The following is a 20,979-nucleotide window of genomic DNA, read 5'->3' as shown; positions in this document are numbered from 1 at the left end:
TTCGGTAAACATAGTCAGCTGGGGAAATGACGGGTGGAGAAGGGGTCATGGACAGAACGCGTACGTTCACCTGGGAGGATCCGGCCGTCTCGGCGGGCGCCGTGGGAAAGGCCACCGGCCTGGACTTCCTGCGCGACATCGTCGCCGGACGCCTGCCCGCCCCGCCCATCTCCGCCGCCCTGGGTTTCGCCCTGGAGGAGGTCGAGCCGGGCCGGGCCGTCTTCGTCCTGGAGCCGGGCGAGGAGCACTACAACCCGATCGGCAGCGTCCACGGCGGTGTCTACGCCACGCTGCTCGACTCGGCGGCCGGCTGCGCCGTCCAGTCGGTGCTGCCCCAGGGCATGGCGTACACCTCGCTCGACCTCTCCCTGAAGTTCCTGCGTCCCGTCACCGTGGACACGGGCAAGGTCCGCGCCGTCGGCACCGTCCTGAACAGTGGCCGCCGTACCGCCCTCGCACAGGCGGAACTCTTCGACTCCACCGACCGCCTGCTCGCCCACGCCACCAGCAGCTGCCTGCTCTTTCCCCTACCGACGGCCGACTGATCGCGGGGGCCGGCAGGCGGTGCCCGGTGGAGCCACCGCCGGCCCCGGCGGGCAGGGCGACCGCGTGCGCCGACTCCCTCAGCCGCTGTTGCTGCTGCTCCGACGGCTGCGGTACGAGGCCGTCGCGGTGAGTACGAAGATCAAGGGCGCCCCCACCCCCATGACCAAAAACGGTGTCAGGACCGACGCCAGCCACTCCGGCAGGTCGACGAAGAGGGGCAGCAGCATCAGTACGGTCAGCGGGATGAACGCCAGCATCACGGCGGCGAACCCCATCATGAAGGCCGCCTGCCGGTCGTCGCGCCGGTCGATGAGGAAGGCGGCCTGCGGATCGAGGGCCCAGTCGTCGCCGCGCAGTTCCTCCCAGGCGCCGACCAGCAGTTCCAGTTCGCGTTCGACGTTCACATGAAGGTCGTCGACGAACGGCAGCAGGACCTTGCTGCCGTCCCGGCCGTAGGCGTGCACCAGGACGTTGGCCGCGCCGCTCTGCACCGCCGAGGCCGGATTGAGCTCCGCCCTGATGTCCTGGATGTCCTCCCACGCCAGGCGGCGGCGCGTGGCCATGCCGCGTACGTGGATCGCCTTGATGTCCGCGGCGGTCCGGCAGCGCAGGGTGGCGTAGAAGAGCCACCCCATGAGCGCCACCCATGCCAGGAGGATGGGGTACCGGACCGAGTCGGGCAGGTCGTCGGCGCTCCACAGGGGCAGTGCCAGGGTGAGTGTGCCGATGGCGATCACCCAGAGGAACGCGTTCTTGCGGGACTGTCTCATCCTGTACTCGCGCGGCAATCGTTCGTATCCCACGGCCACCCCCCGGCTCGCCCCGCCGGCCGGCACCCCACTGCCGACCCATGATGTGCGCACCATGGTGAGGTCCCAACTCCGTTGTGTCCAGAGTCATTTGAGATGTCGTCACAGGCTTCGGGGAATGCCGTGACCTCCTTGTGGCGAGGGGGCTGGTGCGCCAGGCGTCCGGCTCAGGCCTGCCGGGGCTGCCGCAGCCCCAGGAGCAGCAGCTCGATCAGCCGCCGCGGGTCGTAGTGCGGGTCGCTGTCCCGTCCGATGCAGAGGTTGCCGATACCGCGCATCAGCTCGTAGGGCTGGGTGCCGGGCCTGATGTCGCCGGAGTCGACCGCCGCCGTGAGCAGTTCCGTGCAGACGGGCCCCAGGCGGTCGAGGAAATAGGTGTGCAGCGCGGTGAAGCGGCTGCTGTCCGACTGGAGGGCGTCGGCGAGTCCGTGCTTGGTGACCAGGAAGTCGACGAAGAGGTCGATCCAGCGGCTGAGGGCGTCGAACGGCGAATCGGCCTCGGCCAGCAGGCGCGGGCCTGCCTCCGCGCACGCCTCGATCTGGTGGCGGTAGACGGCGGTGACGAGATCCGCCCGGGTCGGGAAGTGGCGGTAGATCGTCCCCATTCCGACCCCCGCCTTGGCCGCGATCTGGCGGATCGGCGCGTCGACGCCCGAGGTGACGAAGACCTCGGCGGCGGCGGCGAGCAGCGTCTGCTGATTGCGCACCGCGTCGGCCCGTTTGGTGCGGGCCGTCGCCTTTCCGGTGGGGTTCTCGGTGGACACCAGGCTTCCTTCCGGCTGCGGTTGACAAAGCGGAGCGCTGTTCCGAATAATATGTGGAGCAACGTTCCGGTTCAGGTTAGCCGAGACCGGACATGCCTGACCACCCGACCGAAGGGAAGCGCCGATCATGAGTGCGTACACCGACACCGCCGCCGTTCCCGGTGCGCCCGTGCCCGTCCTGTCGTACAGCCCGGTGGTGCTGTCCGTGCCCGGACGGCCCGTGGACCTGCACGTGCGCGTCTCCGCGCCGGCGACCGGGACCGAGCTGCCCGTGATCCTCCTCTCCCACGGTCACGGCGGCTCCAACCACCTCTCCTCGCTGCACGGGTACGCGCCGCTCGCCGACTTCTGGGCGGCGCACGGGTTCGTGGTCCTCCAGCCGACCCACCTCAGCTCCAGGACGCTGAGCGACGCGCTCGCCGGCGCCCCCGGCGGACCCTTCTTCTGGCGCTCGCGGGCCGAGGACATGACGCACATACTCGACCGGCTCGATGTGATCGAGGCCGCCGTGCCGCAGCTCGCGGGGCGGATCGACCACGGGAAGGCCGCGGTCGCGGGGCACTCGCTGGGCGGCTTCACCGCCGGTCTGCTGCTGGGGGCCCGCGTCACCGACCCCGACAGCGGGGAGGAGGTGGACCTCGCCGAACCCCGTATCAAGGCAGGGGTGCTGCTGGCCGCTCCCGGCAGGGGCGGTGACGTGCTGAACGGTCCCATGGCCAAGGCGATCCCGTTCTTCAAGGTGATCGACTTCTCCACGATGACCACACCCACGCTGGTCGTCGCGGGCGACAAGGACGACTCGCGGCACTTCACCGACATGGGCCCGGACTGGCACATGGACCCGTACACCCTCGCTCCCGGGCCCAAGACCCTGCTCACCCTGTTCGACGCCGAACACGGGCTCGGTGGGATCGCCGGGTACGACGTCGCCGAGACCACGGACGAGAACCCCGAGCGGGTCGCCGCGGTCGGACGGCTCACCGCCGCCTACCTGCGGACGCGGTTCCACCCCGGCGACGACGCGTGGCCGACGACGCGGGACGCGCTGACGACCGGCGCGAAGCCGTGGGGCCGGGTCGCGTCCAAGTAGACCGCCGAGTGATCCTCCGGGCAGTCCGCTGAACCTCCGGACGGTCCGCCCAGGACTCCGCCGCGACGGCCCCGCAGGAGTCATGCCTCCCGGACCCGTCCGGTCTGGTCGAGGACCAGGGGGCGGCGGTACGGCGAGACTTCGAACGTCGTGGCGGTCGGCCGGAAACCGGGGGAACACAGGCCGATGACCGGTGAATCGGGAGGCATCGGGGGTACACGGCCCGGCATGGCACCGAAGAAAGATCACTCCATGTCCCTGAGGGCCGTACGGCAGTTGCACCGGATGCGCACCTTCTACGCGGCCGCTGTTCTGCTGTGGGCCGCGTCGGCCGGCTGGGTGGGCTGGCAGCATCCGGGGAGCCGGCAGATGTGGGTGTCCGCGCTCTTCATGCTGGTGTTCATGGGTCTGCTGGTCGTCACCTCCTTGTGGCTGCACCGTCTGCAGGGCACGGGCGCGGACAGGCCCGCACACCACGCCGCTCCGCGCGGAACCCCCGCCCACCGTCACGTCAACGCCTGAACCGTGCGTGCTTGAACCGTGCGTGCTTGAACCGCGCATGTCCGAACCGTGCATCCCTGAACCGGGGACGCCTCTGCTTCTCAAGCGGCGTACCCCGGCGGCAGGATCAGTGGGGGACAGGGCGGCGAACCTGTCACATCACCGGAACCGCCACGCCGTTCCGGCTGCCGCACCGGCCCTGCGGCCGTACCCGCGCGGACACTTGGTCCCAGGTATTGGGACACCTCTTGGTGAAGTGCCGTGGCTGCTGTACAAATGGGCCCCATGAATCACGAACCGCTGGTGCGACGCCTGGTCATCGACCTGTGCCGACGCCCCGTTTCGTGTTGTTCGTGCTGTGCATGTTGTTGATTCCGAGAATCTGACGCGCCCCGCCGTCCGGTGATGTCCCCGGCGGCGGCCACCGCTGTCCGTTCTCCCGCACCTCGGTGCGTTCTCCGAGTCATCCCGCCCCGGTCGGCCTCGACCGTTCATCTTCCTGCGCCCATGGCGCCCATGGAGGCCCCGTCCCCATGTCCACGATCCCCTCCCCGCCGCAGACCGACGTCGCGCCGCTGCCCGACGAACCGCCTGCGCGGCGCCGCCGCCGCGGCGGCACGGCCCGCGTCCGCCACATCGCCCTGCCCTTCGGCTCGCTCCTGCTGTTCCTCCTCCTGTGGCAACTGCTGGCGGCGAGCGGAACATGGAGCGAGACACTCGTCCCGCCCCCGGCCAAGGTCTGGAGCGCGTTCATCGACGTGTCCACGACCCACGACGGAGTACGCGGCTACAACGGCACCACCCTCATCGAGCACCTGGGCATCAGCCTGCGACGCATCGCGCTCGGCGCCGGCATCGGCATCGCGCTCGGGGTGCTCTTCGGGCTCGTCATGGGCACCGTCGGCTGGGTCCGTTCGCTCTTCGAGCCCTGGATCACCTTCCTGCGGACCCTGCCGCCGCTGGCGTACTTCTCGTTGCTCATCATCTGGCTGGGCATCAACGAGGAGCCGAAGATCACCCTGCTGGCCGTGGCGGCGTTCCCGCCGGTGGCGGTGTCCACCACCACCGCGGTGACCGCCGTGTCGCAGAGCCTGATCGAGGCGGCCCGTGCCCTCGGCGGGTCCCGGTGGGACGTCGTCAAGGACGTCATCGTGCCGTCCGCCCTGCCGGAGACACTGACCGGCATCCGGCTGGCCGTGGGCGTCGCCTACTCCTCCCTCGTCGCGGCCGAGCTGGTCAACGGGCTGCCCGGTATCGGCGGCATGGTCAAGGACGCCGCCAACTACAACAACACCCCGGTGGTGCTCGTCGGCATCATCGCCATCGGGATCTCCGGACTCGTCATCGACGGACTGCTGCTCCGGCTGGAGCGCGCTGTCGTGCCCTGGCGCGGACACGTCTAGCGAACACGTTCAGGTGGCTCCCGGCGGAGCTCCGCCGATCGCCGGCAACCCCCGGCCCGCATCTCCTCCCGCTCACCGACTTCCGTCTCCCGGCTCCTCTTACAGAAACGGCCCCTCCATGTCTCGCTCCACCCCGCAAGGCCCATCCCGACGCCTGCTGCTCGCCGGCGCCCTGGCAGCGGTCACCGCGGCGGCCACCGGCTGCTCCTCGGACAGCGAGGCATCCTCGTCCGGCGGTTCCAAGCGGCTGCGCATCGGCTACTTCGCCTTCCCCAGCGGCGACCTGCTCGTGAAGAACAAGAAGCTGCTGGAGAAGGAGCTGCCGGACTACAAGATCACCTGGATCAAGTTCGACTCCGGCGCCAGCGTCAACCAGGCCTTCCTCGGCAAGTCCCTGGACATCGCCGCGCTGGGCTCCAGCCCGTTCGCCCGCGGGATCTCCGGGAGTTCGCCGATCCCGTACAAGGTCGCGTTCGTCCTCGACGTGGCGGGTGAGAACGAGGCTCTGGTGGCCCGTAAGGACGCCGGCATATCCGATGTCGCCGGTCTCAAGGGGAAGACGATCGCCACCCCCTTCGCCTCGACCTCGCACTACAGCCTGCTGGCGGCGCTGGAGACGGCCGGTCTCAAGACCTCCGACGTCAAGCTGGTCGATCTGCAGCCACAGGCGATCATCGCCGCCTGGCAGCGGGGTGACATCGACGCCGCCTACGTCTGGCTGCCGACCCTGGACGAGCTGCGCAAGACCGGCACCCAGCTCACCAGCAGCAAGGAGATCGGCGCGGCGGGCAAGCCGACCCTCGACCTGGCCGTCGTGTCCGACGAGCTCATCTCCCGGGACCCGAAGGCGATCGACACCTGGCGGAAGGTGGAGGCGCAGGCCCTGAGCCTGCTCAAGTCCGACCCCGACGGCTCGGTCAAGGCCGTCGCCGCCGAACTGGGCATCAGCGCGGCGGACGCCAAGGCCCAGCTCGCACAGGGGGTGTTCCTCACCCCCGACGAGGTCGCCTCCGCCGACTGGCTGGGCACCGACGGCAGCCCGGGCAAACTGCTGGGCTATGTCACCGACACCGCCGAGTTCCTGGCCGACCAGAAGCAGATCGATGCCGCGCCGTCCGAGGACGCCGTCCGCAAGGCCTTCTATCTGAAGGGACTTCCCGATGTCCTCAAGTGACACGGTGAGCAAGGGAGTCGAGGCCGAGGGCGGTGAGCGGGCCGGGTCCGTCCGGCTCGACCACGTCACCCACCGCTACGGCCGGGGCGGCGAGACCGTCACGGCCGTCGGGCCGGTCGATCTGACCGTCCCCGCGGGCGAGTTCCTGGTCCTCGTCGGCGCGTCCGGCTGCGGCAAGAGCACCCTGTTGCGGCTCATCGCCGGGTTCGAGCAGCCCACCCACGGCACGGTGCGCGTCTCCGGCGCCGCACCGCGCCCGGGCGAAACGGCGGGCGTGGTGTTCCAGACTCCTCGGCTGTTCCCCTGGCGGACGGTGCAGGGCAACATCGACCTCGCGCTGCGGTACGCGGGGGTCGACCGCGCCCAATGGCCGGAGCGCCGGGCGGAGTTGCTGGCCCGCGTCGGCCTCGAAGGAACGGGGAAGCGGCGCGTGTGGGAGATCTCCGGCGGTCAGCAGCAGCGCGTCGCCATCGCCCGTGCCCTCGCCGCCGAGAACCCGCTGTTCCTGCTCGACGAGCCGTTCGCGGCACTGGACGCACTGACGCGCGAGCGGCTCCAGGAGGACGTCCGGCAGGTGACGGCCGAGACGGGACGGACCACGGTGTTCGTCACCCACTCCGCCGACGAGGCGGTGTTCCTCGGCTCCCGCATCGTGGTCCTCACCAAGAGCCCCGGCACCGTCGCCCTGGACCTGCCGATCACCCTCCCGCGGGGTGCCGTCGACGGGGAGGAGCTGCGCGAGTCGCGCGAGTTCGTGGACCTGCGCGCGCAGGTCGCCCACGCGGTCAAGTCGGCCGCCGCGGCCTGAGGTCCTTCACCGCGCCCCGTCGGCCGTCCGCGAGGCCGGCCGACGGGAAGCCGGCCCCCCACCCCGGGCCGCGGCCTCGTGACGAGTCACTCTTGGCGTGTCACTCGTAACGTGTCAAAAGCCCCTGCGCGTACGTCAGTTGCGCTCCGTTTACACTCTCGCCCATGATCTCTCTGGACGACCCGCGCTGGCCCGCCCTCGACCACCGGGGCTGGTCCGAAGGACGGGGTGCGCCGGACGCGCCCTTCGTCCCGGACGAGTTGCGGCAACTGGTGGCGGATCCCACCGACGGTGAGCGGTTCTCCGACCTGTGGCCCTACCTGTGTTCCGAGGGAACCGCCTGGCCGGCCGCCTACGCCGCCGTGCCCCACCTCGTCACCCTCGCGCGCGGCCTGCCCGCGGCCCGGTCCGAGCGCGACGACTACCTGTACGTCGTCGGCCTCGTGGCCATCTGCTCCGGCGAACTCGGAGAAGTACCCGACGACCTGCCCGACGACATCGCGGACGCCTACCGGCAGGCCCTTCCCGAAGCCCTGGGCCTCCTGGCCGAGACGCTGGCCACGGCGGAGCACGACCAGACCTCGACCCGCTACCTGCTCGCCGCCATGGCCGCACTCAAGGGCCATCCCGAATACGCCGAGATACTCAACGAACTCGACGTCCACGCCGAGTGCCAGTCCTGCGGCGAGCCCATGCTCGAACTCCCGGAGTAGCCACGGGCCGTCCCGCCCCCACCATGGACCACATCCCGCCAGGCCTCGCTCGACGATTGCGGGCCCCGAACGGACGGTCCCATACTGTGGCTGGCCGTACGGGGGGAGGCCGGCGAGTTGAGCGGAAGACGCGCGCCCAGAGCCGTGCGTGGGACCGCGCACCACGGACTGGTGCTGGGGGCCGCGGGACTCGCCGTGCTGCTCGCCGCCACCGTCCTGGCCGCGCTCGCGGCACTCACCGAGAAAGCCGTGGAGGGCGGGACACAGCGGCGGCTCGCCCGCGACCCGGAGGCCGTGGTCGAGGTCTCCGGCGCGTACCGCCCGCGCGGGGCGGACGAGGTCGACGGCCTGGTACGCGCCGCCGTCGGCCGTGCCTTCGACGGCGTACCGCATCACACCTGGTCCGTCCTGCGGGTCCCGGCCGGCCGCTCCGCCGCACTCAGCCTGACGGAGGCGGACGGCCGTCGTCGCGACGACACCCTGATCACACTCGTCGCGATCCAGGAGACGCGCAGGCACGCCGAGTTGGTGTCCGGACGCTGGCCGAGGGCAGCAGCAGGGGTCGTCGAGACCGCGCTGAGCGAGGTGTTCGCGGCCGAGCTGGCGGTGCGGCCGGGCGACGAACTGCGGGTGCGGCCCGACAGCGGTCCGCAGGTGCGGATGCGGGTGGCCGGGCTCTACCGGGCGGGCGACCGCAGCCCGGCCGTCTGGGCCGCCCTGAGCCCCACCTTCGGCACCCCCGACTCCATGGTGCTGGTACCGCGTCGGGCGATCGCTGCGACGCCGGGCCTGTCCAGGGATGCCGACGCGTCGTGGCTGGGAGTGCCCGACACCGGCGGACTGCGGCTCGGCGACATCGGTCCGCTGAAACGGCGTGCCGACGCGTTCAGTGGCAGTGACACCTCGCTGTCCGTGTTCCGTGGCGCACCCGTCACCACCGAACTCGACGTCAGGTCCACCCTCGACAACGCCCTCGACGATCTGACCACGCCCATCGCCGTGGCCCGCGCGGGCCTCTACATCCCGGCCACCCTGCTCGCCGCCCTGGCCGCCGCCCTCGTGCTCACCGCACGCCAGCTCGCCGAGCACCGCCGGCCCGAACTCGCGCTGCTCGCCGCCCGCGGCGCCGGAGCCCCACGGCTGGCCTCGTCGACGGCGGCACAGTGGGCGGCCGTCGCCCTGCCGGCGGGACTGGCCGCGCCGTTCCTCGCCGGACCGCTGCTGCGCCTGCTCGACCGGGCCGGGCTGATCCCCGGCGGCGTACCCGCCACGGCGACCCTGACGGCGGGCTGGGTGGCCGCGCTCCTCGCCGTCGCGGTGCACGGCGCGGCCCTCCTGCTGCCCACCGTGCGGACGGTCCGGGACCGGCACGCGGTGCGCGGACTGCGGCTGCGCCTCGGCCGGTTCGCGGGGGCGCAGCGGCTCGGCGCCGACGTGGCACTCGCCGCCGTCGCCGTGGTCGGCTGGCTGCAACTGCGCCAGTACCGCTCGCCGGTGACCGGCGGCGGCGTCGACCCGGTGCTGATCCTCGCGCCCGTCGCGATGACCTGCGCGGCGGCGCTGCTCGTACTGCGGGCGCTGCCACTGGCCGCCAGGGTCGCCGACCCCCTCGCCCGCCGCGGCACCGGACTCGTACTGCCCCTCGGCGGCTGGCAGATCGCCCGGCGGGCCGCCCGGCACGCCGGTCCCACCCTGCTGGTGACCCTCGCGCTGGCCGTCGCCGCGCTCAGCAGCACCGCCCTCGCCGTCCTGGACCGCGGCGACCACGACCAGGCGGTCTTCCGGGTCGGCGCCGACCTGCGGATCGACCCCGGCCGACGGCTCCCCGTCGCCGAACGCCGCGCCGCGTACACCGCACTGCCCGGTGCCACCGCCGTCACCCCCGTGGTCGAGGCGAACGGCTATCTCGACCAGAGCTGGACCACCGTCACCGGCATCAACACCGCACGCGGTCCCGCACCCGCCCTGCGCCCCGATCTCGCCGACCGGCCGGTGTCCGAACTCGTCGCCCCGCTCGGCCGGAACATCCCCGCCCACGGACTGCCGCTCGACGGCCCGGCACGCGAACTCCCGCTGCGCGTACGCCTGTCCGCCGACGGGCCGGGCACCCCGGTGCCGGTCACACTGACCGTGCACTTCGTGGACGCCGACGGCCTCACCCGCGCGAGCGAGGCCGTCCTCAAGGACACCGGCGGCGCGGCCCGTACCGTGCGGCTGAGGATGCCGGTCGACGGCGACGGCGCACGGATCGTCCAGCTCGGCCTGAGCATGACCGGCGAGAAGGTACGACGCACCTACCGGCTCTCCGTCGACCGCGTGCCCGGCCTCACCCGGCCCGCCGCCTGGCACGACCTGCGCGCCGACACCCCCGACCGCAGGGTCGCCGGATGCCCGGGCGCCGCACCGCTCCGGCCGCCCAAGAGCGCTCCGGGACCCGTGCTCTGCTCCGACCGCCCGGCACCCGGCACGCTCCTGGACGCGGTGCTGCGCGGACCGGACACCGAACTCAAATACCCCACATGGAGTGTGCGGCTCGGCACGGACCGCGCCGAGGACCGTCCGGCCGTGCCCGCGCTCGCCGACCGCGTGCTGCTCTCCTCCGGCACGGCCCGCGTCGGAGACACGGTCACGATGCAGCGCGCCGGCGGTGGCAGCGCCCGCCTCAGGATCGTCGGCCCGATCGACGCCGTGCCCGGCGCCGACCGCGACCGGCCGCGCCTCCTCGTCGACTCCCGGGCCATGGCCGCCCAGTTCGTCCTCGGCGGCACCCTCCCCGCCGCCGAGTCCGCCTGGTGGGTGGCCGCCGACCACGGGGACGCGGCAGCGGCACTCGGCGCCGTCCGCGCCGATCCCCGTCTCGGCACGGCCGTCGACGTGCCGCGGATGCGGGCCCGGCTCGCCGCCGATCCACTGCGGCAAGGAGCACGCGGAGCGCTCACGTTGTGCCTGGTGCTGGCGCCGGCGTTCGCCGTCGTCGGCTTCACCCTGCACGCCGCCCTCTCGGCACGCGCCAGGACGAGGGAGTTCGCGCTGCTGCGTGCGCTGGGGGTACGGCGCGGACAGCTCGCCGCGTATCTGTGGACCGAGCACCTCGCACTGGCCGCGGTGGCGGCGGTCCTCGGCACCCTGCTCGGCACCGCGCTGGCCGCCACGATCATGCCGGTGGTCACCGTCGACGACACCGGCAGACCGGTCTACCCGGGCCTGCTCACCGCCGTGCCCTGGGCACGCGTGACCCTCACCGCGGGCGCCACGACCCTGCTGATCTGCGCGGTCGTCACCGTCGTCGCCCGGTTCCTGGGCCGGGTCGACCTGGCACGCGTGCTGCGCGCGGGGGAGGACCGGTGAAGCGGCCCGCGCGAGCGTTCCGCTCGGCACAAGCCGTTCACCCCGCACCGGCCCTCCGGTCCGTCACCGTGCGCGAGGCACGCGTCGATCTGCCGTTCCTGGTCTGCCTGGCCGTGCTGGTGGCGCTGCTCACCGCGGTCGCCGCCGCCGGCCCCGCGCTCCTCGACCGGCTCGCCGGGCGCGCCCTCGCCTCCCGGCTGGCCCAGGAACAGCGGGCCGAGCCCGGCATCCGGTTCGGCGCGCAGTTCGAACCGGCACCGAGGCAAGGCTCCGACGCCTGGGCGAGCGACCTGGCCGAGGATCTGCTCCCGGTCACCGATCTGATCGTGAGCGCGGCCCCCGAGGCCCTCGACGGCGGCCTCGTACACGACTCCACCCGGGTCGCCCTGCCGACCCTCGCCACCGCGACGGCCGCCGGGAAGGTGGGCCTCGGCCTGCTGTACGCCTCCGACGCGCCGGGGCGGGCCTCCTACGCCGAGGGACGACCGCCCGACCCGGACGGTGAGCGCGTCGAGATCGCCCTCTCCACCCGGACGCGCGACGCGCTGCGCCTGCGTCTCGGACAGCGACTGCCGCTGCGGCCCGGCGCGTTGAGGAACGTCGAAGCCACGGCGGTCGTCGTCGGCTTCTTCATGGCGGACGGCGGTAACTCCGAGAGGGCGGAGAGGGAGGAGAAGGCGGAGAGGGGCGAGGGGGCCGAGGGGGAGCGCGCCGACGCCTCAGGCAGTGACCCGGGCAGCGACTTGGCCAGTGCTACGGGCAGGGCTCCGGGCAGTGGCATGGGGGATGCCTCGCCCGGCGACCGGCTGTGGCGTGAACAGCCGGCGCTGGCACGCCCGTCCAGGCATCCGCCGCGCAGCGCCTCCGGGCTCGCCTGGGAGGCCCGCGCCCTCGTCGCGCCCCGCACCGTCACCGCTCTCCAGGCACAGGCCGGTGCCACGCTGACCGTCACCTGGGGGATGCGCCTGGACCTCGACACGGGCACCGCCGCACGGTTCGCCGACGACCGGGGACAACGCGAACTGCAGCGGCTGCTCACCGCCTACCCGGACGACGCCCGGTCCGTCTTCTGCGGCGACATCGCCGACTTCGGCGGCATGTACTGCGAGATCGGCCTGCACCCCGCCTCCACCCTGCGCGACGGCACGCACCTGCCCGACGTGGTCACCGACTTCGGCCGCCAGTGGCGGCAGGGCCGTGTGGTGATCTCCTTCGCTCTCGCGTCCCTGCTGGTCGTCGGCCTGCTCGCCGCCGCGGTCACCGCACTGCTCGCGGTACGCCGCAGTCTCGACGCCCACCGGCTGCAGCGCGCCCGCGGCGCCTCCGCGACCGGACTCGCGCTGGCGAGAGCGGCACAGATCGCGCCGGCCGCGCTGCTCGGACTCCTGGCGGGCATCGCCGCCGCACGTTCGCTGCCGGGCCCCTCACCCGCGTACCGGCAAGGTCTTCCGGTCGCCGTACTCGTCTGGCTGCTGCTGCCCGCCCTCACCTGGCACGCCCTGCGCGAGCGTGCCGTCCGCGCCGGGCCCGAGCCGGCCCCCTACGCGGCAGGGCGCCGCGTCGTCGCCGAGGCGGCGGTACTCGTCCTCGCCGCGGCCGGTGTGTTCGCGCTGCGTTCCCGGGGCACGGCCGGGGAGGCCGGGCCCGACCCGCTGCTCGCCGCCGTGCCCGCGCTGCTCGGACTGGCCACCGTCGCCGTCCTGGTGCGCGTCTACCCGCTGCCCGTACGGGTCCTCGCGCGCTGGTCGGCCCGGCGGCGCGGAGTCGTGGCACTCGTCGCGCTCTCCCGGGCCGCGAAGGAGGCGCCCGCGCGGGCACTCGCGCTGCTGGTCCTGGTGGTGACGCTGGCCGGAGCGGTGTTCGGCGGCCTGGTGGCCGGGACCCTGGCGGACGGACGCCGGGCCGCGGCCGCATGGCAGGTCGGCGCCGACGCCTCCTACCTCGGCGCGGGCCGCGCTTCCGACATCGCCGAACGGCTCGGCCAGGTGCGCGGAGTGGAGGACACCGTCGGCGTCCGCCAGTTGCGGGTCGACCCGACGAGCGCGAGCAGCGGCAACCGGTACGGCGTGGCGAGCCTGGACGGCGTCGACGGCGCCCGACTGCGGGCGGCGGCCCCCGGCTCGGCGGCGGCGCGCGCACTCGACGACGCCGGGCTGACCGGACCCCGTACCGGCGAGGACATCCGGGTCCTGGCCACCGGGGCCCGCACCGGCGACCTGTTCACCTTCGCCTCCCACGGCAGAGAACTGCGTCTGCGCGTCGTCGGCGTGCTTCCCGAGGACGTACGCCACGACCCGGCGCTGGGCCCGGTCTGCGGCACGACGCCGGCCCGGGAACGCATGCTGCTCACCGACAACCGCGACCTCGCGGCCATCGAGGCGAGCGACTTCGAGGGCACCGCGCTGCTGCTGTACGGCCCGCACCTGGACGTGGGAGCCCTGCGGTCCCTGGTGCCGCGCGCCTCCGGCGACACCGCCCTCGGTGAACTGCGTATCCGCTCCGAGGAACAGGCCGACGCCGCCGCCGACGGCATGATCGACGTGCTGCGGGGCGCGCACACCACGTGCACCGCGCTCGCTGTGCTCCTCGCCCTGCTGGCACTGGTCCTGGAACTGCTGCTGTCCGCACCGGCACGCGGCCGCACCACCGCGTATCTGCGCACGCTCGGCCTCGGCGGCCGGGCCACCTCGGGGCTGTACCTGCTGCAACTGCTGCCGATGGTGCTGGCGGCCGTGACGGGCGGCATCGCCCTGGGGCTGACCTTGCCCGCGCTGCTCGGACCGGCCCTGGACCTGCGGGAGTTCACGGGCGGGCCCGCCGCCCCCACGCCCCACCCCGACCTGCTGCTGACCGCCGCCCTGGGAGCGGGGCTGGGCGTGCTGGTGCTCGCGGCGGTCGGCGTGGAGACCTGGATCGGACGGCGCCGCGGGCTCGGCGCGGTCCTGCGACTGGGGAGAAACGGTGACTGACCCGCACGGGAACCGGCAGGGGAACGACCCGAGGCGACTCGACGAACCGGGGCAGCTCGGCGACCCGGGGCAGCTCGGCGACCCGCCCCAAGTGAGCGACCTGCGGCGGCTGGAGGAGCGGGCCCGTGATGCCCGGCGACCGCACGCGGGCGCCGACGACGGACTCGTCGTCTGCGACAACCTGGTCCGCGTCTACCGCACCGACGAGGTCGAGGTCCAGGCGCTCCAGGGCCTCGACCTGGTCGTCGAGGAGGGCGAGTGCATGGCGCTCGTCGGCGCCTCCGGCTCCGGCAAGTCGACCCTGCTGTCCATCCTCTCCGGACTCGACCTGCCCACGGCGGGCCGCGCCCGGGTCGCCGGACACGACCTGCTGGCCCTGCGGCGACGCGAGCGGCTCGGCTACCGCCGGCACACCGTCGGCTTCGTCTGGCAGCAGACGGGGCGCAACCTGCTGCCGTATCTGACGGCCCTGGAGAACGTGGCGCTGCCGATGAAGTACGTGCGGGTGCCGCGCCGCAAGCGGGCCGCGCGCGCCGCCGAACTCCTCGACGTGCTCGGCGTCGCGTACTGCCGCGACCGGCGTCCCGCCGAACTCTCCGGCGGCGAACAGCAGCGCGTGGCCGTCGCGGTCGCCACGGCCAACGCGCCGCGGGTGCTGCTCGCCGACGAACCCACGGGCGAACTCGACACCGCGAGCGGCGAGGAGGTCTTCGCGGCACTGCGCCGCGCCAACGAGGAACTCGGCGCCACCGTCCTCGTCGTCACCCACGACCCCCTCGTCTCCGAACAGGTCCGCCGCACGGTCCGCATCCGCGACGGCCGTACGTCGACGGAGACCCTGCGCGGGCCGGGCGGCGGGGGCGCCGAGGAGTACACCGTCCTGGACCGCGCGGGCCGCCTCCAGCTGCCCCGGGACCACGTGGAGCGTTACGGTCTGCGCGGCCGCGTACGTCTGACGGCGGAACCGGACCATGTGGGCGTCTGGCCCGACCGGGCCCACGACTCCGACCCCTCGGCGTGAGCGCCTGCGCGTCGGCGAAAACCCGGATGCGGGTGAGGAGACGCACGCCTACGCTCGCGTGCGAGGCGCCGACCACGCGCCGTGCCGCCAGCACCAGTCAGGGGGACCGGAGATGGACCGGGAAACGAGTTGTCAGCTGTTCGCGCTCAGCTTCGACGCGAAGGAACCCGCGAGTCTCGCGCGGTTCTGGTCACGCTTCCTCGACTGGGAGACGGTCGACGATCCGCAGGACGGCATCGTGCTCCTGCCCGGCGACGACACCGGGTTCCGCCTCCGCTTCCTGCCGTCGCAGGAGCCGAAGACCGGCCAGAACCGGACGCACTTCGATCTGACGAGCACGTCCCTGGAGGATCAGCGGCGGACAGTGGATCGGGCGCTGGCGCTCGGCGCACGGCACATCGACATCGGCCAGCTCCCGGAAGAGGAGCACGTGGTGCTCGCGGATCCGGAGGGCAACGAGTTCTGCGTCATCGAGCCGGGCAACAACTTCCTCGCCGACTGCGGCTTCATCGGAGCGCTGGCCTGCGACGGCTCGCAGGAGGTCGGGTATTTCTGGAGCAAGGCACTCGGCTGGCCCCTGGTCTGGGACCAGGATCAGGAGACCGCGATCCGCTCTCCGCACGGCGGACCGAAGGTCACGTGGGGCGGGCCGCCGCTGGAGCCGAGGACGGGCCGGGACCGGCTGCGCTTCGACCTCGCTCCCACCGCCCACGGTGACCTGAGCACGGAGGTCGACCGGCTGCTCTCCCTCGGGGCGAAGCGCCTCGGCACCGGCCAGGACGAAACCGGCAGCGTGACGCTGACCGACCCCGACGGCAACGAGTTCAGTGTCCTGACACCCCGGTAGCCCCGGTAGCTCCGGTGGTCCCGGTAACCCCGGTGGTTTCGGCGGCCGGTGGCACCATCTGCAGGACGGTGGAGACCGCGGTGCGGTGCCAGTCCCCGGCGTGCCGGAGCATCGCGTGGTCACCGCCCACCATGTCCACGAACGCCGCCCGGGCACCCGCGGCCCGGGCCCGGTGCGCGAACGCCTTGGACAGACGGGGATCCGTGACACGGTCGCGGTCCCCGTGCAGCACGACGACCTCCTTCTCCCGCAGCTGGGCCACCGGCTCGCCCTCGGGGCACCAGGGAGCCAGCGCCAGCACGCCGTGGACCTGGGGCGCGCCCGCCGCACGCAGCGCGGCGCGGCCGCCCATCGAGTGCCCAACGAGAACGACCGGGACGTCCGGAGCCAGCCGCTGCAGCTCTTCGAGCGCCCGCCGCGCGTCCCGCAGAGCGTCGGCGTCACCGCCGTTCCAGCCCCGTACGCGGTAGCGCACCTCCGCCAGCAGGACGTCGTCGTCCGGTGTCGCACGGGCCACGGCGCGTACGAAGGGTTTCATCCGCACGGCCGCGAGGTGCCAGGGGCGGGACGGGGCACGGCTGTCGGACCTGCCCCCGTGCAGGAACAGGACGGCGGCACGGGGTGAGCGGGGCAGACGCCGCACCGCGAGCGCGGGGGCGTGCACGCCCGCCGACTCATCGGTGGACGCCTGTTCGTGCAGTGTCATTCCCGCTCCCGTCTGTCGAGCCGCCGCAGCTCACCGGACCTGTCTCACCCAATATTCGTTGCCGACCGACCGATGGCTTGGTCGGGTGCTTGGTCGGGGGCTCGGCCGGCAGGCCGGGACGGCACCGTACGCCCTTTCGTCCGCCTGCCCGCGCAGTCCGGCTTCACCTGCGATTTCATGGGCTTCAGGGACCAATCCGCCGTGGCCCCGGCCTCGGATTACGTCCGGAGATGTCCTGACGGATGTCCCACGGATGTCTCGACGGATGTCCCGACGACGGAGGACCCGGTGAACGAACTCGCCCAGATCGGCAGGCACCACTCGGCTGACCCCGATCTGCAGGAGTTGCTGCGGCGTGTGGCTCTGGGCGACGAGCAGGCGTTCGCCTCGGTGTACGACGCCGTGGTGAGCTCGGTCCTCGGGGTCGTCCGCGCGGTCCTGAGGGACCGCGCCCAGTCGGAGGAAGTGGCCCAGGAGGTTCTGGTGGAGGTGTGGCGCAAGGCCCCGCGCTTCCGCACGGACCGCGGCACGGCCATCAACTGGATCCTCACGATGGCCCACCAGCGGGCGGTCGACCGGGTGCGCTCGGTGGAGGCCGCGACCGCCCGGGACCACAAGGCGGCCCAACTGGACCGCACGCCCGAGTACGACGAGGTGACCGAGCAGGTGGAGGCACGGCTGGAGCGGGAACAGGTGCGGCGCTGTCTGCGCACGCTGACCGACATCCAGCGTCAGGCCGTGGACCTCGCGTACTACCGCGGGCTCACCTACCGGGAGGTGGCCGAAGCACTGGCGCTTCCGCTGGGCACGGTCAAGACCCGGCTGCGGGACGGCCTCATCCGACTGCGTGACTGCCTGGGGGTGACCGCGTGACCACTGCGGATCTGCACACATTGACCGGCGCCTACGCCCTGCACGCCCTGTCCGACGAGGAACGCGAGGCGTTCGAGCGGCACCTCGGGGAGTGCGAGCCGTGCGCGCAGGAGACGGCCGAACTCTCCGCCACCGCCGCCCGGTTGGGACTCGCGGTCTCCCTGCCGCCCCGCCCCGCCATGCGAGAGGACGTACTGCGGCAGATCCGGACCGTGCGGCAGGAGGGCCCCGGCGGCCCGGCCCTGCCGCGCCGCGCACGGACGGCATCGCTCGGGCGCCCGGTGTCGCGCTGGGCGCTGGCCGCCTGTCTCGCGGCGGCCGCCGCGCTGGGCGGTACCGCGGTGTGGCAGCACGAACGTGCCGAGGACGCCCTGGAGCAGGCGCGCCGGGCCGACCGGGGAGCGAACGACATCGCGGCCGTGCTCACGGCCCCGGACGCCAGGAGCCGGACCACGAAACTGGCGGGTGGCGCCACGGGGACCGTCGTCGTCTCCGACAGCCGTGACAGGGCCGTCTTCATGGCCTCCGGGATGACCGAGCCGCCTCGGGGCAAGGTCTACCAGCTCTGGTTCGACGACGACGGCAGCATGCGGTCCGCCGGTCTGATGGACCCCGCGAGCACCAGCCAGGCCGTCCTGATGAAGGGCGCCGTGGCCGGGGCGTCGGGCATGGGGGTCACGGTCGAGCCGAAGGGCGGCTCCGAGGAACCGACCTCCACCCCGCTCGCCCTGCTGAACCTGCCCGCGTGACGCGTGACGCGTGACGCGTGACGCGTGGCGACGCGAGACGAAGGAGGTCCGCGGTCGAGGAAGCGGGCTTCCTGAGCGGGGTCCGACCTGACGGTTGCCGGTCGTCTGTCGCCGGTCCGTTGCCGTCGCGGGTCCGGCCGGCGTCACACCTGGCCGGTGACGGTCACGGTGACCCGCGCCGGTGCGGGCTCGGCCGGGAACCTCTCGACCAGATGGGCCTCCACTCGGCGGCGTGCGGCACGGGCCACGTCCAGGGCTCGCGCGTGCTTGAGCGCCACGAGATGGATCTCGACATGGCGGCGCCCGGTGCCGTCCGGCCGATTCAGCCGTACGCCCGCTGCCGACACCCCTGGCATCGACGCCCCTGGCATCGGCACTCCCGTGGTCGGCCCTCCTGCGGTCAGTACCCCCGCTGCCGGAGCCCCGTCAGTGCCGCGCTGCGGCCGGACCCGGGTCGAGCGCAGCCGGCCGGCGAGCCCCGGCCGGAGGAAGGCCACCCCCGGCACGCTCTCCACGGCCCGGGCGATCTCCTCGGCCAGCGAGGTGTGTGCGGTGTCGCGGGTCATCGGGCACGACCTTCCTGGCTGTCGTCCGCGGTGTCGATCAGGTCGGTGACATGGACGTCTATCGTCGCCACGGCCACGCCGAGCTCACGGTCCGCGGCCTCCCGGACCCGCCTGCGCACCTCTTCGGCGAGCTCCGGCAGCGAGACGCCGGCCGGGGCGTGAATGCCCAGCCGGACCTCGACCGGCCCGTCGGCGGTGCCCGAGGACGAGAGGGGGAGGAGACGACAGGAACCGGCCCGTACACCGGGGACTGTCTCGGCCGCCGCACGCAGGGCGCGGGCAGCGACCGCTTCCATGATCCACAGATCCTCGTCGGGCTCGCCGAGCGGTACGGGGCGGCCGGGACGCAGTTCGAGACGTACGACCTCCATGACGCGCCGCGTCAGCGACGTCACCTCGGACGCGTAGCCGTCCGCCGTCTCGTCGCGCAGGCCGCGAACCGCGAACTCCAGATCGTCGAGATCGAGGACGGCCTGCCGGCAGTGCGGGCAGGTCTGCCGGTGCGGGTCGTCGGTCTGCTGCTCCCAGTCGTCCCAGACCCGGGACAGCAGCCTGCCGCACGGCAGCTGCTCGTCGTCGACGCCGCCGGTGTCCGCGTTGGGCGGGTCGGTGTGAGCGGTCATCGCCAGGCCCCCATTGCTTGTGTCAGGCAGCGTCGTGCGCGGAAGACACGGGCCCGCACAGCCTCCTGGCTGATGCCGACCGCGTCCGCGATGAATTCGTAGGACTGACCGTCCAATTCTCGCAGTACCCAGCAGGCGCGCTGCTCGACCGACAGTTGATCGAGGGCCTCGCCCAGCTCGCGCACCGCGTCGCGGGCCTCGGCGATCCGGGCCGGGGAGGCCGAGTGCTCGGGCGCCGCGAGTTCTCCCGCGGCCTCCAGAGGTGCCACCGGCTTGCGGGCACGCAGCACGTTCAGACAGCGGTTGGTGACGATCCGGTACATCCATGTGCCGAACGACGACCGCTGGTGGAACTCCGGGAGCCGTCGCCAGGCGTTGATGAACGCGTCCTGCACGGCGTCCTCCGCCTCCGCCCGCCCGCCGAGCAGGCGGGTGGCCAGCCGGATCAGTGCCGGGGCATGGCTCTGTACGAGAACGGCGAAGGCGTCCTCGTCCCCCTCCGCGGCCCGTACCGTCAGCAGGGCGTCGTCGGTGTCGCCCCGGGCCTCCGGTGGCGCGTTCTCATCGCGGGCCCCCGCCACTGAGCGGCTCCTCTCGTCCGGTTCCGCAGGTTGGACACGTCGGTGCCGCCCGCTGTTACGCGGATGCCGGCTCTTGTTTTCGCGCGGTCGTGTGAAACGGCCGGGGCAGGTGTGTCCCCCCACATGATCCGTTGCCGGCACCTGTGCGGATGGCCCGGGAACGGTCGGACATTCATGCGGGACGTATCGGTGCGACCGGCGTGCGTGTCGGCAGGTGAGGAGAGATTTTTCGGGTATCCGCGTCACAGGCGTGGCCGCGGCGGGTCCAACGCATTGAGAGCAGCCGACCGGCTACAGGAAGAAGGACGTGCCATGACCACGCAGACCGTACCGACCGCGTCGACCCGCAAGGACGTAGCGGCACCGCAGGGCGGCAAGGCGGCACCGACGACGACGGCGTTGTCCGGCGGTGTCACCGGCGCCGACCAGCCGGCTGCGGACCGCGGCCGGACATCGATCGCCGATGTCGTCGTGGTGAAGGTCGCGGGTATCGCGGCCCGGGAGATCCCGGGTGTGTACGACATGGGCGGCGGCCTCTCCCGCACCATCGGCGCGGTGCGCGACCGGGTGCCGGGCGGTCGGCCGAACGTGGGGCGCGGAGTGAAGGTCGAGGTCGGCGAGCGGCAGACGGCCATCGATCTCGATCTGGTCGTCGAGTACGGCGTTCCCATCACGGACGTGGCCCGCGATGTGCGGGAGAACGTGATCTCCGCGGTGGAGCGCGTCACCGGCCTCGACGTGGTCGAGGTGAACGTCACGATCAACGACGTGCACCTGCCCGAGGAGGACGGCGACACGGCGACGACGGACTCCCGCGTGGAGTGAGCGAGCCGTCGCACACCGCAGGGCGGCCGGCCGATGCACGAGGACTGGTGCACGAGGACTGGT

The 20,979-nt window shown here is 72.8% G+C and carries 20 protein-coding genes; 14 read left to right on the top strand and 6 right to left on the bottom strand.

Translation table 11 applies throughout. The features are described 5' to 3' along the window. The first annotated feature begins 47 nt into the window (after positions 1-47). Positions 48-545, top strand: coding sequence for a PaaI family thioesterase (locus J8N05_RS23760; protein ID WP_210885736.1), 498 nt, complete (start codon positions 48-50; stop codon positions 543-545). A gap of 78 nt (positions 546-623) precedes the next feature. Here the strand turns inward: J8N05_RS23760 and J8N05_RS23755 are convergent, their stop codons facing one another. Then, entirely contained in the window at positions 624-1,316 is a 693-nt protein-coding gene (locus J8N05_RS23755) for a PH domain-containing protein (protein ID WP_210885734.1), read from the bottom strand. Positions 1,317-1,522: 206 nt separating this feature from the next. Continuing rightward, the gene (locus tag J8N05_RS23750; RefSeq protein WP_247706431.1) at positions 1,523-2,119 is read right to left on the bottom strand and encodes a TetR/AcrR family transcriptional regulator; all 597 of its coding nucleotides are present in this window, start codon (positions 2,117-2,119) and stop codon (positions 1,523-1,525) included. A 127-nt stretch (positions 2,120-2,246) separates the two neighbouring features. Between J8N05_RS23750 and J8N05_RS23745 the strand changes: the two genes are divergently transcribed. From J8N05_RS23745 to J8N05_RS23700, 10 genes are all read left to right on the top strand, one after another. Further along, positions 2,247-3,209 carry an alpha/beta hydrolase family protein gene (locus J8N05_RS23745; RefSeq protein ID WP_210885732.1) on the top strand — a complete coding sequence of 321 codons (963 nt, stop codon included), beginning with the start codon at positions 2,247-2,249 and terminating at the stop codon, positions 3,207-3,209. A gap of 228 nt (positions 3,210-3,437) precedes the next feature. Next, positions 3,438-3,731 (top strand): hypothetical protein, encoded by a 294-nt coding sequence (locus J8N05_RS23740; protein WP_210885730.1) that lies wholly within the window; start codon positions 3,438-3,440, stop codon positions 3,729-3,731. A 512-nt stretch (positions 3,732-4,243) separates the two neighbouring features. After that, positions 4,244-5,113, top strand: a complete 870-nt coding sequence (locus J8N05_RS23735; RefSeq protein ID WP_247706430.1) for an ABC transporter permease — start codon at positions 4,244-4,246, stop codon at positions 5,111-5,113. Positions 5,114-5,231: 118 nt separating this feature from the next. Then, complete coding sequence (locus J8N05_RS23730; RefSeq protein WP_210885728.1) at positions 5,232-6,287, top strand: taurine ABC transporter substrate-binding protein; 1,056 nt, start codon at positions 5,232-5,234, stop codon at positions 6,285-6,287. Beyond that, positions 6,274-7,095 (top strand): ABC transporter ATP-binding protein, encoded by an 822-nt coding sequence (locus J8N05_RS23725; protein WP_210885725.1) that lies wholly within the window; start codon positions 6,274-6,276, stop codon positions 7,093-7,095. Before J8N05_RS23730 ends, J8N05_RS23725 begins: the two co-directional genes overlap by 14 nt. A 164-nt stretch (positions 7,096-7,259) precedes the next feature. After that, positions 7,260-7,808: a hypothetical protein gene (locus J8N05_RS23720; protein WP_210885722.1), complete on the top strand. Its 549-nt coding sequence runs from the start codon at positions 7,260-7,262 to the stop codon at positions 7,806-7,808. A 117-nt stretch (positions 7,809-7,925) separates the two neighbouring features. Next, positions 7,926-11,156 carry an ABC transporter permease gene (locus tag J8N05_RS23715; protein WP_247706429.1) on the top strand — a complete coding sequence of 1,077 codons (3,231 nt, stop codon included), beginning with the start codon at positions 7,926-7,928 and terminating at the stop codon, positions 11,154-11,156. 68 nt (positions 11,157-11,224) lie between these two features. Next, positions 11,225-14,125, top strand: coding sequence for an FtsX-like permease family protein (locus J8N05_RS23710; RefSeq protein ID WP_210885719.1), 2,901 nt, complete (start codon positions 11,225-11,227; stop codon positions 14,123-14,125). A gap of 91 nt (positions 14,126-14,216) precedes the next feature. After that, positions 14,217-15,146 carry an ABC transporter ATP-binding protein gene (locus J8N05_RS23705; RefSeq protein WP_210890332.1) on the top strand — a complete coding sequence of 310 codons (930 nt, stop codon included), beginning with the start codon at positions 14,217-14,219 and terminating at the stop codon, positions 15,144-15,146. Between the two features lie 112 nt (positions 15,147-15,258). Then, on the top strand, positions 15,259-15,993 hold the full coding sequence (locus J8N05_RS23700) for a VOC family protein (protein ID WP_210885717.1): 735 nt from the start codon (positions 15,259-15,261) through the stop codon (positions 15,991-15,993). Here J8N05_RS23700 and J8N05_RS23695 read toward each other — a convergent pair. Beyond that, positions 15,971-16,699, bottom strand: a complete 729-nt coding sequence (locus J8N05_RS23695; protein ID WP_210885714.1) for an alpha/beta fold hydrolase — start codon at positions 16,697-16,699, stop codon at positions 15,971-15,973. The genes J8N05_RS23700 and J8N05_RS23695 overlap by 23 nt on opposite strands. Before the next feature lie 288 nt (positions 16,700-16,987). On the opposite strand from J8N05_RS23695, the gene J8N05_RS23690 reads away from it, so the two are divergent. Both J8N05_RS23690 and J8N05_RS23685 read left to right on the top strand, forming a co-directional pair. Continuing rightward, positions 16,988-17,572, top strand: a complete 585-nt coding sequence (locus tag J8N05_RS23690; RefSeq protein WP_247706428.1) for a sigma-70 family RNA polymerase sigma factor — start codon at positions 16,988-16,990, stop codon at positions 17,570-17,572. Next, entirely contained in the window at positions 17,569-18,321 is a 753-nt protein-coding gene (locus J8N05_RS23685) for an anti-sigma factor (protein ID WP_210885711.1), read from the top strand. Before J8N05_RS23690 ends, J8N05_RS23685 begins: the two co-directional genes overlap by 4 nt. Before the next feature lie 143 nt (positions 18,322-18,464). Here the strand turns inward: J8N05_RS23685 and J8N05_RS23680 are convergent, their stop codons facing one another. The 3 genes from J8N05_RS23680 to J8N05_RS23670 are packed head-to-tail and all read right to left on the bottom strand — an operon-like array spanning position 18,465 to position 20,091. Further along, positions 18,465-18,887 carry a hypothetical protein gene (locus J8N05_RS23680; protein ID WP_210885709.1) on the bottom strand — a complete coding sequence of 141 codons (423 nt, stop codon included), beginning with the start codon at positions 18,885-18,887 and terminating at the stop codon, positions 18,465-18,467. Beyond that, positions 18,884-19,510 (bottom strand): Asp23/Gls24 family envelope stress response protein, encoded by a 627-nt coding sequence (locus tag J8N05_RS23675; protein ID WP_210885707.1) that lies wholly within the window; start codon positions 19,508-19,510, stop codon positions 18,884-18,886. Before J8N05_RS23675 ends, J8N05_RS23680 begins: the two co-directional genes overlap by 4 nt. Then, a complete protein-coding gene (locus tag J8N05_RS23670) occupies positions 19,507-20,091 on the bottom strand; it encodes an RNA polymerase sigma factor (protein ID WP_210885705.1) in 585 nt (194 codons plus the stop codon). Before J8N05_RS23670 ends, J8N05_RS23675 begins: the two co-directional genes overlap by 4 nt. A 312-nt stretch (positions 20,092-20,403) precedes the next feature. Here J8N05_RS23670 and J8N05_RS23665 point away from each other — a divergent pair, with 312 nt between their 5' ends. Then, the gene (locus J8N05_RS23665) at positions 20,404-20,916 is read left to right on the top strand and encodes an Asp23/Gls24 family envelope stress response protein (protein ID WP_210885703.1); all 513 of its coding nucleotides are present in this window, start codon (positions 20,404-20,406) and stop codon (positions 20,914-20,916) included. Positions 20,917-20,979: the final 63 nt, after the last annotated feature.

The organism is Streptomyces liliiviolaceus (assembly GCF_018070025.1).
GTDB classification, from domain to species: Bacteria; Actinomycetota; Actinomycetes; order Streptomycetales; family Streptomycetaceae; genus Streptomyces; species Streptomyces liliiviolaceus.
Note: the sequence above shows the minus strand (reverse complement) of the source record. Positions and strands in the feature narration are given on the sequence as shown.